Annotated in this window: 14 protein-coding genes; 8 read left to right on the forward strand and 6 right to left on the reverse strand. The window is 55.9% G+C overall.

Going from position 1 to position 15,150, the window contains the following annotated elements:
- Positions 1–15 precede the first annotated feature (15 nt).
- The 3 genes from BLV48_RS16945 to BLV48_RS16955 form a co-directional block, all read right to left on the reverse strand.
- On the reverse strand, positions 16–531 hold the full coding sequence (locus tag BLV48_RS16945; protein WP_091827983.1) for a TRAP transporter small permease: 516 nt from the start codon (positions 529–531) through the stop codon (positions 16–18).
- A gap of 3 nt (positions 532–534) precedes the next feature.
- On the reverse strand, positions 535–1,575 hold the full coding sequence (locus BLV48_RS16950; protein ID WP_091827984.1) for a TRAP transporter substrate-binding protein: 1,041 nt from the start codon (positions 1,573–1,575) through the stop codon (positions 535–537).
- 125 nt (positions 1,576–1,700) lie between these two features.
- Positions 1,701–2,090: a 5-carboxymethyl-2-hydroxymuconate Delta-isomerase gene (locus BLV48_RS16955; RefSeq protein WP_091827985.1), complete on the reverse strand. Its 390-nt coding sequence runs from the start codon at positions 2,088–2,090 to the stop codon at positions 1,701–1,703.
- A gap of 377 nt (positions 2,091–2,467) precedes the next feature.
- On the opposite strand from BLV48_RS16955, the gene hpaH reads away from it, so the two are divergent.
- Genes hpaH through hpaE form a run of 5 tightly spaced genes read left to right on the forward strand, consistent with a single transcriptional unit; the run spans position 2,468 to position 7,141 of the window.
- Positions 2,468–3,271: a 2-oxo-hept-4-ene-1,7-dioate hydratase gene (hpaH, locus tag BLV48_RS16965; protein ID WP_091827987.1), complete on the forward strand. Its 804-nt coding sequence runs from the start codon at positions 2,468–2,470 to the stop codon at positions 3,269–3,271.
- 25 nt (positions 3,272–3,296) lie between these two features.
- Positions 3,297–4,103, forward strand: a complete 807-nt coding sequence (gene hpaI, locus BLV48_RS16970; protein WP_091827988.1) for a 4-hydroxy-2-oxoheptanedioate aldolase — start codon at positions 3,297–3,299, stop codon at positions 4,101–4,103.
- Between the two features lie 29 nt (positions 4,104–4,132).
- The gene (locus BLV48_RS16975) at positions 4,133–4,801 is read left to right on the forward strand and encodes a fumarylacetoacetate hydrolase family protein (protein WP_091827989.1); all 669 of its coding nucleotides are present in this window, start codon (positions 4,133–4,135) and stop codon (positions 4,799–4,801) included.
- 3 nt (positions 4,802–4,804) lie between these two features.
- Entirely contained in the window at positions 4,805–5,587 is a 783-nt protein-coding gene (locus BLV48_RS16980) for a fumarylacetoacetate hydrolase family protein (RefSeq protein WP_091827990.1), read from the forward strand.
- 18 nt (positions 5,588–5,605) lie between these two features.
- Complete coding sequence (gene hpaE / locus BLV48_RS16985) at positions 5,606–7,141, forward strand: 5-carboxymethyl-2-hydroxymuconate semialdehyde dehydrogenase (protein WP_091827991.1); 1,536 nt, start codon at positions 5,606–5,608, stop codon at positions 7,139–7,141.
- Positions 7,142–7,255: 114 nt separating this feature from the next.
- On the opposite strand, the gene soxR is transcribed toward hpaE, so the two are convergent.
- From soxR to BLV48_RS17000, 3 genes are all read right to left on the reverse strand, one after another.
- Complete coding sequence (gene soxR, locus BLV48_RS16990) at positions 7,256–7,717, reverse strand: redox-sensitive transcriptional activator SoxR (protein ID WP_254775073.1); 462 nt, start codon at positions 7,715–7,717, stop codon at positions 7,256–7,258.
- A 116-nt stretch (positions 7,718–7,833) separates the two neighbouring features.
- Positions 7,834–10,911, reverse strand: a complete 3,078-nt coding sequence (locus BLV48_RS16995) for an efflux RND transporter permease subunit (RefSeq protein ID WP_091827993.1) — start codon at positions 10,909–10,911, stop codon at positions 7,834–7,836.
- A complete protein-coding gene (locus BLV48_RS17000; RefSeq protein WP_217633049.1) occupies positions 10,908–12,083 on the reverse strand; it encodes an efflux RND transporter periplasmic adaptor subunit in 1,176 nt (391 codons plus the stop codon). Before BLV48_RS17000 ends, BLV48_RS16995 begins: the two co-directional genes overlap by 4 nt.
- A 197-nt stretch (positions 12,084–12,280) precedes the next feature.
- Here BLV48_RS17000 and hpaA point away from each other — a divergent pair, with 197 nt between their 5' ends.
- From hpaA to hpaR, 3 genes are read left to right on the forward strand one after another with little or no spacing between them, the layout of a single operon-like run.
- The gene (hpaA, locus tag BLV48_RS17005; RefSeq protein WP_091827994.1) at positions 12,281–13,186 is read left to right on the forward strand and encodes a 4-hydroxyphenylacetate catabolism regulatory protein HpaA; all 906 of its coding nucleotides are present in this window, start codon (positions 12,281–12,283) and stop codon (positions 13,184–13,186) included.
- 42 nt (positions 13,187–13,228) lie between these two features.
- Positions 13,229–14,554, forward strand: coding sequence for a hypothetical protein (locus BLV48_RS17010; RefSeq protein WP_091827995.1), 1,326 nt, complete (start codon positions 13,229–13,231; stop codon positions 14,552–14,554).
- A 41-nt stretch (positions 14,555–14,595) separates the two neighbouring features.
- Positions 14,596–15,018: a homoprotocatechuate degradation operon regulator HpaR gene (hpaR, locus tag BLV48_RS17015; protein WP_091827996.1), complete on the forward strand. Its 423-nt coding sequence runs from the start codon at positions 14,596–14,598 to the stop codon at positions 15,016–15,018.
- Positions 15,019–15,150: the final 132 nt, after the last annotated feature.

Genomic DNA, 15,150 nt, shown 5'->3' on the forward strand with positions numbered 1-15,150 from the left:
CCGTACCGGTTCTGGTTAGTGTTTATCCTGGAACAGGATGCGATACACGCCATAGGTGATCATGCCGAACGCGGTGGCCCAGCTCATCACGGCGATGTACATCACCACGTAACCGCTGGGCATCCCTAGAAACTCGGTCACGACTCCACGCCCAATCGAACGCTCACCCAGTTCGAAAATGCGCCAGGCCAGAAAATACAGTGAAGAGGACATCACCAACGCGGCAAACAGCGCCAGCACCTTTACAATCACCGATCCCAGAAAGCGATCCAGCAGATCGACCACAATGTGGCCCCCGCGCCAGGTCACTACCGGCATTGCAGCGAACACCATCACCGCCAGACCGATCTCGGTCAGCTCGGTTCCGCCATGCAGCGGGCTGTTGAACAGGTAACGGCCTATGACATCGACACAGGTCAACGCCATTAGAATAAACAGAACGAGGGAAGCCACTGCTTCGAGGAAAAAGGCCAACCACAAGGCTGGCCCCTTCTCGTCGTAGTGCTCCTTAATCCAGGCACTTACGGACATGGATCACTCCTGCTTCTGAGCTTCGTACTCGCGTGCGATACTGCGCAACTCTTCCAGAGCGGCACGGGCATCAACACCACGATCGGAAACACTCTCGATCCAGGCGTCGTCCATACCCTTGATCAACTCATTGAACTCTTGTACCAATGCAGAGTCGGCTGTCAGATCATTGATCGTTACACCGGCAGCACGGGCCGCTTCAAAGCCCTCTTTATCTGCCTCATCCCAGGCACGACCGGCCAAAGCAGACAGTTTTTCACCGGATACGCTCATAATGGCTTCGGCATCTTTCGGGTCCAACTCTTCCAGGAAGTAAGGGTCGATGAACATGGAGAAGCTGCCCAAATACATGCCACCCGGCAGCACGGTCAGGTTCGGTGCCACTTCAGTCAAACGCAGCGCTTTCTGCTCGGTTACCGGCATGAACACACCATCGATAACACCCTGCTGCATCATTTCATAGACCTTGGAGCCAGGGGCTGCAACAGGGGTGATGCCGATGCGCTCACCGATTTCGGTCTGCACACCGCCACCGATGCGGATTTTCTTGCCCTTCAGGTCAGCCAGGCTGTTGATCGGGTCGATGGAGTGAATCTGACCAGGGCCATGTGTCAGCATGGCCAACAGCGTCAGGCCTTCAAATTCGCCTGCATCGGCGAAATATTTTTCCTGCACACGCCACAGCGCAACAGATGCCGCCTCGGCGCTGACACCCAGACCCGGCTGTTCAACGGCGATCGGCAGTTTGAAGCGACCCGGCACATAGCCGTGATAACTCCAGCCCGCGTTGATGACGCCATCTTCAACCAGCTGGAAGTAGGTCTTGGGATGCCCGACATCCTGCTCGATCTTGACCTTGACTCGCCCTTCGGTCGCCTCCTCAACCCACTCGGCCCAAGTCGGCCACACAATGGTGTTCATCGGGTTGCCCGGCGGCTGCCAGGTACCGACAACCAGTGTCGTTTCTGCGGATGCGCTCGCTGATGCAGCCATCCCCAGTGTCAGGGCAGCAGCGCCCACCAGCGACTTGAAAAAGGTTTTCATGGTCTGTCTCCTGAATCTAAAGTCTGTTGCTCGGAAGTGGTTTAAAGGCCGTTTATCCAGCCAATATCGGGCCTGATACGGTGCTCCGCTCTGGCCACGCTTGTTATGTATTCGCCGGCTGCCGCTCAGGATTTGGCGGCAAACAGGGCGTGAATATTGTTCTTATTGAACTTGAGCACAGGGTCAAGCTCAGTCATTTCAAACGAAATCTGGCAGTAACTGTTGTCAGTGATTGGTTTCATCCAATCGCACAAAATACGAAAGACGTTTTCCGCAACCTCCTGCTTCAGTGCCATATCTCGGCCATGTCCGATCTTCAGGTTCAGGTTCAGGAACGCAAAGTCCTCACGACCGTCAGCCACCCGAAAATCGTTACAGCGAATGGCACGGCTGCGCACGCCCCCCAGCGGAAAGTGTCCGGTGGACACCACATATTCATGCAACGCCTTGAACAGCTCCTGGAACTCCAGTCGATCGTGCAGGTTGCCAGAATACTCAACGATAAAATGGGGCATGGCTCCACTCCTCCAGATGATGGATGCGCCTGCAGAACCGGACTACATGGAAGTCCCGGCACTACGGCCAAACAGGCGGAATCTAATTAACATATTAACTTTTGTCAATACGATGACAGTGACACCTGCACAGCTTTTGGGCGCGCCGTGCACAAGAATAGATCCGCCAAAAATCGGCCTGACATTGTCGCAGATAGCGTTATACCTGTGTGGACAAGTTGCCATGAGGTTCACTCTGTGCACCGCACAATGGCACGAATCAGCGCGAGGTATTGACTTACTTAACATCTTAACTAAAATGAATTTCAGATAACCTGTGCAGGAAAACATGGCACAGAGCGCGAACAAACCGGACAACAAGAAAGGTGCATCCGAGCATGTTGAATAAAGAGCAGATCCAGGCCGCGGCCGATCGTCTGTATGAAGCCGAAGTCAACCGCAAGCAGATCCCGGCGCTCACACTGGACCACCCCGATATGAACATGGCTGACGCCTATGCCGTGCAGAAAGCCTGGGTTGATCGCAAGATCAGTGAAGGACGCAAGGTGATCGGTTACAAAATCGGCCTGACCTCTCGCGCCATGCAGATGTCCTCCAACATCGACGAGCCAGACTATGGCGTGTTGCTGGACGACATGTTGTTTGATGACGGCGCCACCATCAAGGCATCCGATTTCCTCGACCCGCGTATCGAAGTGGAACTCGCTTTTGTTCTGAACAAGCCGCTGTTCGGCGAGAACGTCACCATCTTTGATATTATCAACGCAACAGACTACGTCATCCCATCACTGGAACTGATTGCCGCTCGCTGCCTGCGTACCGACCCGGAAACCGGCTACACTCGAAAGGTGTATGACACCATTTCCGACAATGCAGCCAACGCCGGCATCGTCATGGGTGGACGCCCGATCAAGCCGATGGACATCGATCTGCGCTGGGCCGGTTGCATGCTGTACCTGAATGGTCAGATCGAAGAAACCGGCCTTGCCGGCGGCGTACTGGGCAACCCGCTGAAAGGAATCACCTGGGTATGCAAGCGTTTTGCACCACACGGTATTGGCCTGGAGCCTGGTCAGGTGATTCTGTCCGGTTCCTTTACCCGTCCGGTACCGGTCAAGGCCGGCGATACCGTTCACGCCGATTTCGGCTCTTTGGGCGGTGTGACACTGCACTTCGAATAAGCTTGTGCCGACAGGAGATCGCAGTATGGAACTGCCGAAAAACCGCTTCAAGCAGGGTCTGGCCACCGGCGAAACCCAGTACGGCCTGTGGCTGGGTCTGCCGGACAACAGCGCGGCTGAAATCGCCGCCGTTGCCGGTTTCGACTGGCTGCTGATCGATGGTGAGCATGCACCTTTCGATCTGCGCACCATCATGAGCCACCTGCAGGCGATCGCACCTTATGACACCGCACCGATCGTGCGCTGCGTTGAAGGCGATACCGCTCTGATCAAGCAGCTGCTCGACATCGGCGTACAGACACTGCTGGTGCCGATGGTTGAAACCGCCGAGCAGGCGGCCCAGCTGGTACAAGCGGTACGATACCCGCCACAGGGCATTCGTGGCCTGGGCACTTCCCTGGCCCGCGCCGCACGCTGGAACCAGGTGCCGGGTTACCTGAAAAAGGCCAACGATGAAATCTGCCTGATCGTTCAGGTGGAGACCGCAAGCGCCATGCAGAACCTGGACGTCATTCTGGAAGTAGAAGGTGTCGACGGCGTATTCATCGGCCCGTCCGACCTGTCTGCCTCCATGGGCTATATCGGTGATGCCGGTAACCCGGTGGTGGTCGAGACCATCAACAAGGGCCTGAACAAGATTCGCGATGCCGGCAAGTACGCCGGTCTGCTCTGCCTGGACCCGTCCCTGGCAGAGACCTATGTCCAGCAGGGTGCCAACTTCGTGGGTGTCGGTGTCGACACCATGATTCTGGCCAACGAAACCCGCAAGCTGGCACAGCGCTTCAAACAGGGCGCTCCGGTTGAAGACGAAAAACCTCAGGCCGGCTATTAATTGCCGGTCATAACACGAGAAGGTTAATCATGACTGCAAACACTCTGGTCAACAGCAAGCTGGTCTGTGTCGCCCTGAACGACAAGGCGCAGCTGGCTGCTCTGGACGCCACATTCAACGACGCTCCCTACAAAAAGCCGCCGACTCAACCGGTTCTGTATTACAAGCCGCGCAATACCTGGAGTGTTGACGGTGCTGAAGTCGAGTGGGCCAAGGACTTCGACGGCAACGACGTAGCCGAAATGGCCGTGGGCGCCAGCCTCGGCGTGGTGATCGGCAAGGAAACCTGCCGTGTCTCCGCTGAAGAAGCGCTGCAGTACGTTGGCGGCTATACCGTTGTGGCGGACTATTCACTGCCGGAACAGAGCTACTACCGCCCGGATATCAAGGGCAAGTGCCTGGACGCATCTGCACCTGTAGGTCCTGAAATCGTTGCCGCTGACAAGATCGCCAACCCGGACGCCCTGACGGTAACTGTCAGCGTTAACGGCGAGCAGAAAAGCAGCTTCGAGCTGGCCAACATGGAGCGCAGTGTTGCCGAGCTGATCAGCATCATTTCACGCATCATGACCCTGCAGGCAGGCGAAATCATCGCAGTCGGCTTCGCCGGTGATCGCGTTGCCGTTGCCAAGGGTGACAAGGTAGAAGCAAGCATCGAGGGTGTCGGCACCCTGAACAACACGCTGGGAGGTGCCTGAGCCATGAGACACGCACGTATCGTATTTGACGGCCGCGAGCTGGACATCGACATTGACGCCAACGATCGCATCACCACATCAGAAGGTGAAGTGCTGAACGTGGCGCTGGATTCTGACCAGATCACTTGGCTGCCGCCGGTAAAAGAACCGGGTACCATTTTCGCGCTGGGCATCAACTATGCCGATCACGCGACTGAACTGGCGTTCGAGCCGCCGAAAGAGCCGCTGATTTTCATCAAGCATGCCAACACGCTGACCGGCCACAAGCAGGTGAGCTACCGTCCCGACGGCATCGAATACCAGCACTACGAGTGCGAGCTGGTAGCGGTGATCGGCAAGAGCGGCAAGAATATCAAGCGTGAAGACGCACTGGACTACGTTGCCGGCTACACTGTCTGCAATGACTTCGCGATCCGCGACTATCTGGAAAACTACTACCGTCCGAACCTGCGCGTGAAGAGCCGCGATTCTCTGTTGCCGATGGGTCCCTGGATTGTAGACACCGCTGATATCCCTGATGCCAACGCGCTGAAACTGACCACCACGGTCAACGGCAAGTTGACTCAGGACGGCTCCACCAAGGACATGATCTTTGATGTGCCCTTCGTGATCGAATACCTGAGCAAGGTCATGACCCTGAACCCGGGCGACATGATCTGCACCGGCACACCGCACGGTATCGTTGACTGCCAGCCGGGCGACACCATCGTCTGCAGCATCGAAAATGTCTGCTCCCTCGAGACCCGCATGGTCAGCGAGCAGAAATACTACGGCGACAAATACTAAGAGCTTCAGGAGACTAGAATGAGCGATACACTGGCAACCAATCTGGAACGCGCCCAAAAATACCTGGAGCGCTTCAAGAACAACACCACCGGCCACTACATCAACGGTGAATTCACCTTGGGTAACGGCGGCAAGGAATACGACAACTACACGCCGACCGACAACAGCTCCATCGGCAAGATCATGGCCGGCTCCGTCGCCGACATGGATGCCGCCTGTCAGGCCGCTGAAGACGCATTCGAAGCCTGGTCCAACACTCCTGGTGCCGAACGCAAGCGTTTGCTGAACAAGTTTGCCGACCGCCTGGTTGAGCGTGCTGACGAGATCGCTCTGGTTGAATCCATGGACTGCGGTCAGGCGATCCGCTTCATGAAGCAGGCTGCCATCCGTGGCGCGGCCAACTTCCGCTTCTTCGCTGACAAGGCTCCGGAAGCGCAGAACGGCCTGGCGCTGCATCAGGACGAGCACACCAACTACACCGTCCGTAAAGCGATCGGTCCGGTCGGTATCATCACGCCGTGGAACACGCCGTTTATGCTGTCTACCTGGAAAATCGCACCTGCACTGGCTGCAGGCTGTACCGTGGTACACAAGCCGGCTGAACTGACCCCGCTGAGCGCCTACATCCTGGCTGAAATCGCCGATGAAGTTCTGCCCAAGGGCGTCTGGAACATGGTAAACGGCTTCGGTGAAGGCGTTGGCAAACGCATGACCGAACACCCGGCCATCAAAGCCGTTGCCCTGGTTGGCGAATCTGCAACCGGTTCTCACATCATGCGCCAGGGTGCTGATACTCTGAAGCGTATGCACTTCGAACTGGGCGGCAAAAACCCGGTTATCGTATTTGACGATGCCGACTTCGAACGCGCCCTGGACGCTGTTGTGTTCATGATCTACAGCCTGAATGGCCAGCGTTGCACCTCCTCCAGCCGTCTGCTGATCCAGAGCGGTATCCGTGACAAGTTCATGGCAGCCTTGGAACAGCGTGTACGCAACTTGAAGGTTGGTCACTCTCTGGACCCGAGCACCGAAGTGGGTCCGCTGGTTGCGACCGAGCACTACAACAAGGTACTGAGCTACTTCGACATCGCCAAAGAAGACGGCGCCAATGTTGCAGTAGGCGGCAAGCGTATCGAAGAAGCCCGTGGCAACATCGACCCGGCCGGTAACTACCTGGAGCCGACTCTGTTCACCGGCGCCGACAACAAGATGCGCATCGCTCAGGAAGAGATCTTTGGTCCGGTTCTGACCGCTATCAGCTTCGATACCGAAGAGGAAGCAATCGCGATCGCCAACGACACCCAGTACGGTCTGTCCGGTTACATCTGGACCGAGAACACCGGCCGCGCCATGCGCATGGCCAAGCACGTTGAAGCCGGCATGCTGTGGGTGAACTCCGAAAACAACCGTAACCTGCCGTCTCCGTTCGGTGGTATCAAGATGTCCGGCATCGGTCGCGACGGTGGCGACTGGAGCTTCGACTTCTACATGGAAACCAAGAACGTCTGCATCGCGCACGGTACTCATAAGGTACCGCAGCTCGGCAAAGGCTAATTTATCTGCTTACCCTGGCAGAACCTGCCGGAGGACGTGCACCAGCACGTCGCTCTGGCCCCGTCCTTTTTAACGCTTGTTAAGAATCCCCAGTTTCAGACCAGCCCCATACACTCAGTCTGAAGGCCGCTCCAACAACACACCACCCGTACCATCTTCGCCCAGATTGTCATCCGGATTTTTCAACGGGCAATCATCCAGCGACAGACAGCCGCAACCAATGCAGCCTTGGAGCTCATCCCGCAGCCGACGCAAGGTCTCAATACGCTGATCCAGCGTTTCACGCCAACGCGCAGATGCCTGTTTCCACTGTTCAAGGCTGATCTTGTCACCATATTCATAGCTGCCAAGCGTCTCCCTGATTTCATCCAGAGGGATACCCGCCCGCTGCGCCACCTTGACGATGGCCAGATAACGCAGCACGGTCGGTGTATAGCGGCGCTGATTGGCATTATTACGCAGGGAGATAATCAGCCCCTTGGATTCGTAGAAGTGAATCGCCGATACTGCCACGCCGCTACGCCTGGCTACCTCGCCGACACTCAGCTCTCGCTGTGGACCCGATTCTTTAGCCAAAGCCCTGCTCCTCATTTATTGTCATAAGCCGCCAGCCAAGAGAGACAGCTCCCTCTGTATATGTCTGAGGGGGTGCCGTTAGCCGCAAAACGACATCCCTCAACTCTCAAGATAGCTCAGGCAGAGCGCTCCTCTTCGATGGCAAGCCCTGCTTCAATGTCCCGTTGTGAAGGCTCTGAATGATTACGTGCAATAAGACTGTAGATGGTCGGCAGCACAAACAACGTAAACAAGGTGCCAATCAACATTCCTGTCACGACAACAATACCAATGGCAAAACGGCTGGCGGAGCCCGCACCACCGGCAAACAGCAAGGGGATCAACCCCGAGACCATGGCCGCTGTTGTCATCAGCACCGGGCGCATTCGGATAACCGCCGACTTATGCATCGCTGCCATGGGTCCCAGTTTCTCGTTTCGCTGTATATCGTTGGCGAAGGAGACCATCAGGATCCCGTGCTTGGAGATCAAGCCGATTAGCGTAACCAACCCGATCTGGGTGTATATATTCATGGTGGTATAGCCGAGCCAGATCGGCAGCAATGCGCCGCAGATTGCCAAGGGCACCGTCACCAGAATTACCAACGGATCACGGAAGCTTTCGTATTGGGCAGCCAGCACCAAGAAGATTACGATCAGCGCAAAGCCAAAGGATATCACCAGCTGATTACCCTCCTGAACGAACTGGCGGCTATCGGATAGCCAGTCAATGCTCGCACCGGCCGGCAGCGGCTGGCTTTTCAGGAAACCCACCGCTTGGCCCATGGTGATACCGGGCATCAGAACTGCCGATAGGGTTACCGCGTTCATCTGGTCAAACTGGGGCAGCAGGTTCGGTGCTGCCTGGACCTCCACCTTCACCAGGTTTGCCAGCGGCAGCAGCTCTCCGGACTGTGAACGCACATAGTAGCCGGTCAGGTCCTGAGGACCCCGTCGCTTGTCCTGGGGCACCTGGGCAATAACATCATAGGAACGGTTGAACCAATTGAAACGGTTGACGTAGTTTTCACCGACCAGCATTGCCAACGTACCGGCAATCTCAGACATGGATACACCCAGTTCACCAGCCTTGGCTGCATCGACGGTCAGGTGGGCCAAGGGACTGTCGAACGCCAGATCACTCTCCACATAAGCGAAGAGGCCGCTGCCCCAGGCCGCGCTCTTAATGTTTTCCAGCGTGCTATAAAGCTCCGAAAATTCAGCCGGTGCACGCAGGACCATCTGTACAGGAAGACCGCCACTGCCGGCAGGTAGAGGTGCAGGCTGAAATGCAGTCACATAGGCTTCGGTAACCGATGAGCCTCGGGCATTCAAAGCGCCCTCCACCTCGGCTGCAGTCATCTGGCGCTCATCCCAGGGCTTGAGTACAACACCACCGAAGGCATTATTTTGACCATTGCTGCCGTTTATGAAAAAACTGTTCTGGTAATCCGGTAACTGACGGAACAGGCCTTCGACCCCGCGGGATGCGCGCTCGGTGTAATCCACATTGGCATATTGAGGGGCTTTCACGGCGGTGAATACATAGCCCTGATCTTCACCCGGTGCCAGCTCACGCTTAACGCCCATGAACAGAAAAACTATCCCCGCCAGCACGACGATGCTGACCAGCAGTACCGCCGCACGAGCATGCAAAACAGAATCCAGCAAGCGACCATAGGCATTGGCCAACCCGGTCATGGCCCGATCAATCGATTGTGCCAGGCGTCCTTCTGAAATCGAATTGTTCAATAGCGCACTGCTCATCATCGGCGACAGCGTCAACGCCACAACGCCCGATACAATGACCGCACAAGCCAAGGTAAAGGCAAATTCCTTGAACAGAGCCCCCGTCAGCCCCCCCATCAGGCCAATTGGCGCGTACACCGCAGCCAGCGTGATAGTCATGCCGATGACCGGCCAGACAATCTCACGAGCCCCCAATATCGCGGCCTTAACCGGCGTCAGCCCTTCTTCAATGTGGCGGTGGATGTTTTCCACCACGACGATGGCATCATCGACCACCAGTCCTATGGCCAGCACCATGGCCAGCAGCGTCAGCAGGTTCAGCGAGAAGCCGAACATCAACATCAACGCCGCAGTCCCGACCAGTGACAAGGGAATGGTGACAATCGGGATAATCACCGAGCGGAAGGAACCAAGGAACAGGAAGATCACGACGATAACGATTACCACCGCCTCAAGCAGGGTTTTGATCACTTCGTCAATTGAAGCATTAACAAAGCGCGCAATATCGAAGACGTTAACGATTTCCATCCCCGGCGGCGCAGCCTTGCGCAGCTCGGGCAAAAGCGTTTCGATACCGGCAACAATTTCCAACGGGTTGCCATCGGGGGTCGGCGTGATTGCCAGGGATACCATCCGGCTACCGCCACCGAAGAAGCTGGCGTTATAGCTCTGCCCTCCCAACTCGGCGGTGGCCACATCGCTAAGACGCACCAGGCTGTTATCAGCACGCTTGATCACCAGGTTGCGGAAGTCTTCGATACTGCGCACTTCCGTAGAGGCCTGAATAGGAATCAGGGTGTCCTTGCCCCGCAGGGCACCCGGCGCCGCCTGCACATTGTTGTTCCGCAAGGCGTTGTACAAGTCCCCGGCCGTCAACCGATATGCCGCCAGCTTGACCGGATCAACCCAGAGCCGCATGGCGTAGGTCTGGCCTCCATTCACATCAGCACCCGCCACCCCCGGCACCGAGGTGATCAGCGGCTGCACCACTCGGGAGATGTAATCGGTGATCTCCGGAATGGTCTGTCTATCGTTGGCGAACGTCAGATATTGTACCGCCGAAACACCATCCGTAATCTTCTGGATCTGGGGATCGAACACACCTTCCGGCAGGCGATATTTCACCTGTTGCACCTTGGCCAGCACCTCCGTCATGGCCCGGTCTGCGTCGGCATTCAGAACCAGTTTGGCGCGGATCTCACTGCGCCCCATCGTTGAAGTCGATGTCAGGTATTCAATACCGTTGGCGCTGGCGATTGCCTGGGAAATAGGCGTAGTGACAAACCCCTGCATGACCTCTTGCGATGCCCCTGGATACTGGGTGGTCACCACAATGGTGGCGCTTTCCATCTGTGGGTACTGTCGTACCGGCAATGAAAACAGCGAGGACAATCCGACCAGCAGAATCAGCGTACTTAGTGTTATGGAAAGGATCGGCCGCCGAATAAAGAGATCGGTAAACGTCATGACTGTCCACCTTCTGCTGTCATTACCTCCTCCATATTCTGATCATTCCCGCCGATTTGAGAGTCTGCGCCAACCACCTTAAGCTGGCTGTTCGGCTGTACACGCAGCTGACCTTCAGTCACCACCAAATCACCCACCTGCAGGCCGCTGCCGACCACCACCTGATCACCGATACGACGACTGATCGTGACCGGAACAAACTTTGGCTTACCGATCTGCTCGGCGTTCAGATCTCGTACCACCAAAGCGGAATCTCCGTATGCCGAGGTCAGAATTGCGGAGGCTGGCAAGAGCAGCGCATCGGGCTCGGTGTGCAGATCCAGGCGCACACTGACGTACATCCCAGGACGCAGTTTTTGGCCCTCATTACCCATTCGAGCCTGCACCCTTAGGTTACGTGTATCCGGGTTTACCTGAGGTTCGAGTGCACTGACCTCGGCACTCAACGCTGTATCTACATCCAAATCGGAAACTAGCCGGATCGGCTGTCCCACATGAATATTCATAGCCTGCCGCTGAGAAACATCAAAGTTAACAAAGAGCTCAGACAGATTTGTGAGGGACGCGGCAGTGTCGCCCGGATTCAAGTATTGACCGAGATCCACGTGCCGGATACCTATTTCCCCATCGAAGGGAGCCCTGATTTGTTTTTGCTGGATACGTGCTTCAAGTCGCGCCAGCTCGGCACTGGCCTGATCATAATCGGCAAGACGCTGCTGACGCATCTCCTCTGTCATCGCCCCAGATGGAGCAAGTCGACGTGCTCGCTCAAGCTGTTTGCGAGCAAAGGCTTCTCGTGCCCTGGCGGCAGCCAAGTCCGCTTCTTCCACAGAGGTGTCAAGCTTGACCAACACATCACCCGATGAAACTCTCTGGCCAGCCGTGAATTCAATGGCAACGACTTTGCCTGCTACCTCAGACGTCAGCATCACTTGCTGTTCTGCCTTCAACTCACCGGGAAGCTCCAGTGTCTCAGCACTTTCCTGCCCCTTTAGCCGAATCACTTTGACATCCACTGGAGCTCCACCGCTCCAGCCATCCTGTGATGTGTTTTGAGTTTTCCAGTACCAGAGACCACCTATAATCACAGTCAATAGTAAAATAACAACCATCAGGGCCTTCCACCCTGCTCCCCTGCCGAGAGAGGATTCACTGTGTACCTGCTGTGTCATCAGCTGTTTATCCTGAGCGTCCCATGAAAAAAACCAACTTTAAAACCTCAAGTAAGCTTGAGGTCAAGAACGCTTTACACTTCTTTTTCGCTATAGAAAAAGGGAGACGATGTGGTCACTCTAACCAACCCGAACAGATGACTCTGGAGCGACATCATCCCCCCAGTCGAAGACCGGCATCTGTTATAATCGGGCGTATGAGAGAACACTCCCACAGCGAATGGATTCCCAACATCATCCTGGGACAGGATTACGACCGTCGATACATCGACGCGCCGATCCATTATGACGTGCTGGAAAATCTGGCCGTGTTCTTCGGCCGCGACATGCCGGTACATCGTCACGCCCAATACCTGCAGATTCACTACATCGACCGAGGCGAAATCAGCTTCCATATCGATGACAAAATCTACCATGCACAGGGCCCCAGTCTGATTTTGACCCCCCCCTCCGTCCCCCATTCCTTTCTGACCGAACCCGAAGCCTGCGGCCACGTACTAACGATCCATCAGTCCATTGTCTGGCAGCTGCTCAAGGATGGTTTGCAGCAGGAGATGGATACCGAGCTGAACCATGGTATCTGTATTGTGCGTGCCGAGCTGGAACCCAGGCAGCGTACCCAGTGGCCATTGATTACCCAGACGTTCCGCAACCTCAAGGTGGAATGGTTCAGAGAGCACCCGGCCAAACGGCTGGCGTTGCATACTCTGGTAAGGCTTTTGCTGATTCAAATCAGTCGCCTGTCAGCCAAGGAGGCGGAAAGCACCACCGTCAACAACGATGATCTGCAGATCTTTCGACGCTTCTCAGACCTGATCGAAGGACACTACCGTGAGCACTGGCACCTGCCGGAGTACACCGACCGGTTGGGTATTTCAGAAAGTCGGCTGCACCAGATCTGTCAACGTGTCTCCAACCGCTCCCCCAAAAAGCTGATCCACGACCGCATAATTCAGGAAACCAAACGGCTGCTTACCTTCAGCAATCTATCCAGCAGTGACATCTGCTATCAACTGGGATTTTCTGATCCTGCCTATTTTTCCCGCTTTTTCAAGCGCCATACCGGCGTCACCGCTCAGCGTTATCGGAGCGAACAGCAGTAACACCCGCTGGACTGTTAGTTAATACATTAATAAAATGCTGCCATGCAACAGAACCCAACAGCCGGTGAACGCTCCGGAGTCGCCATAGACACCCTTTCAGGCCTGCTGATCTTTGCCACTTTGGTCATGGCATTGATCGACACTTTCGACCTGGCCGTGCTAGCCCTGCCGGCAACACTCACGGCCTGGGCCTTTGTGCTGCTCGAATACCTGCGCCTGAACCGCAAGCAACGCATTCAGATCAGCGTACTCTGTGCCATTGGAGCGGCCTTTACCGGCTGGGCGTGGAGCCAGGGCTCTGATGCACAATTGATTGACTTGCTGGGCGAGCACCTCAAACTTGCGATGCTGCTGGCGGCCGTGAACTTCATCCGCCTCAGTACACAACTGGCACCGGCCACCGACTCACCCGGTCCGCGAAGCTTTCTGCTCACGCTCGGCGGGATGCACCTGTTTTCGTCCGTGGCCAACTTTTCATCCATGCTGCTGGTGGGCGAGCAGATCAAGCGCAAAGGAACTCTTAGCCCGTTATCACAGATCATTCTGGCACGCGGCTTCAGCCTTGCGATCATGTGGTCACCCTTTTTGAGCATACTTCCGCTGGTGCTTGAGCAGGTGCCCGGTGCCGAACTCTACAGTATCTATCCGTTCTCGGCCGCACTGGCAGTGATCGGCCTGTTGCTCACTTTTCTGGACGTGCGCCATCGACATAACGACGAATATCACCACTATTCAGGATTCCCCATGACACTGGGCACCCTGTTGCTCCCGCTGTGCCTGATCAGTACAATTCTGCTCGCTGCATGGATTTGGCCACAGTTGCCAACCGTGGGTGCTGTGTCATTGCTGGCGATACTGACACCACTGATGATGCTGACGCTACGCCGCGGCCCGTTACAGGCGACATCCCGGGTGATTAAGCATATCACCCAACGCCTGGCGGACACTCGCGCCGAAATATCACTCTTTCTAAGTGCAGGCTTTCTTGCGGCCGGGGTCAAGGCATGCATTGCTGTCGGGCTGATCGATCTGCCATTCACCCACACCGATGCGACGGTGGCATCGATAGTGATGATCTCGATCGTGGTGCTTGCCTACCTGGGCATTCACCAGTTCGCGCTGGTGGCGATCTGCGCCGGTCTGCTGGCTGATGTCACCACGGCCCCGACACTGATGGCGATCGCCTATATAGTGGCCACATCGGTTTCCATGTCCGGCAGCACCTTCAGCGGGGTAAACTTTATTCTTCAGGCGCGCTTTGCCTGCCCGGCGCGCAGCTTGCTGAGAAACAACCTGAACTATTCAGTGATGATGCTGGTCGCGGCCAGCCTGCTGATGTACTTAATGCAGTATATGGGGGTCAGGTGACCATCCTGCAGCCGATACGAACAACAGGTAATGAGATACTGATGCGCAAATACGAAGACTCCGTCCCCCTGAAACTGCTGAAGGCGCGTGAAGTGACCATGAGCTTCTTCCGCCCTGTGCTGCAGGAGATTCCGCTTACCGAACAGCAGTGGCGCGTGATTCGTGCCCTGGATGAACACGGTGAACTTGAGTCCAAACAACTGGCGGACCTGTGCTGCATACTCAGCCCCAGCCTTACCGGCATCATCAGCCGGCTGGAGCAGCAGGATTACATTCAGCGCCGCCGCTCGCCGGAAGATCAGCGCCGCGTGCTGATCAGCCTGACCGACAAGGCCAAACAGATGTTCGACAGCATCAGTCCCTCACTGGAAGCTTGCTACAAGCAGATCACCGAGCAGTTCTCCAAAGAGAACATGGAGCAGCTGGACAAGCTGCTGAATCAGCTCTGCCAGATTAAACCCTGACACCCGTCAATAATCTTCAAGGTTGAACGCGCCGCCCCTTTTGGACGGCCGTTGACTTTAGATAATATGTTAACTAGCATTACTTAACATGTTAACGAAAGACAGCCCGGGTTTTCGCACCTGCAAAAACCT

The sequence above is a fragment of the Marinobacterium iners DSM 11526 genome (assembly GCF_900107855.1).
GTDB classification, from domain to species: domain Bacteria; phylum Pseudomonadota; class Gammaproteobacteria; order Pseudomonadales; family Balneatricaceae; genus Marinobacterium; species Marinobacterium iners.

Bases quoted from the DNA above. Each gene is read 5' to 3' on its own strand.
- BLV48_RS16945 (WP_091827983.1), bottom strand. From the start codon at position 531: ATGTCCGTAAGTGCCTGGATTAAGGAGCACTACGACGAGAAGGGGCCA.
- BLV48_RS16950 (WP_091827984.1), bottom strand. From the start codon at position 1,575: ATGAAAACCTTTTTCAAGTCGCTGGTGGGCGCTGCTGCCCTGACACTG.
- BLV48_RS16955 (WP_091827985.1), bottom strand. From the start codon at position 2,090: ATGCCCCATTTTATCGTTGAGTATTCTGGCAACCTGCACGATCGACTG.
- hpaH (WP_091827987.1), top strand. From the start codon at position 2,468: ATGTTGAATAAAGAGCAGATCCAGGCCGCGGCCGATCGTCTGTATGAA.
- hpaI (WP_091827988.1), top strand. From the start codon at position 3,297: ATGGAACTGCCGAAAAACCGCTTCAAGCAGGGTCTGGCCACCGGCGAA.
- BLV48_RS16975 (WP_091827989.1), top strand. From the start codon at position 4,133: ATGACTGCAAACACTCTGGTCAACAGCAAGCTGGTCTGTGTCGCCCTG.
- BLV48_RS16980 (WP_091827990.1), top strand. From the start codon at position 4,805: ATGAGACACGCACGTATCGTATTTGACGGCCGCGAGCTGGACATCGAC.
- hpaE (WP_091827991.1), top strand. From the start codon at position 5,606: ATGAGCGATACACTGGCAACCAATCTGGAACGCGCCCAAAAATACCTG.
- BLV48_RS16995 (WP_091827993.1), bottom strand. From the start codon at position 10,911: ATGACGTTTACCGATCTCTTTATTCGGCGGCCGATCCTTTCCATAACA.
- BLV48_RS17000 (WP_217633049.1), bottom strand. From the start codon at position 12,083: ATGACACAGCAGGTACACAGTGAATCCTCTCTCGGCAGGGGAGCAGGG.
- hpaA (WP_091827994.1), top strand. From the start codon at position 12,281: ATGAGAGAACACTCCCACAGCGAATGGATTCCCAACATCATCCTGGGA.
- BLV48_RS17010 (WP_091827995.1), top strand. From the start codon at position 13,229: ATGCAACAGAACCCAACAGCCGGTGAACGCTCCGGAGTCGCCATAGAC.
- hpaR (WP_091827996.1), top strand. From the start codon at position 14,596: ATGCGCAAATACGAAGACTCCGTCCCCCTGAAACTGCTGAAGGCGCGT.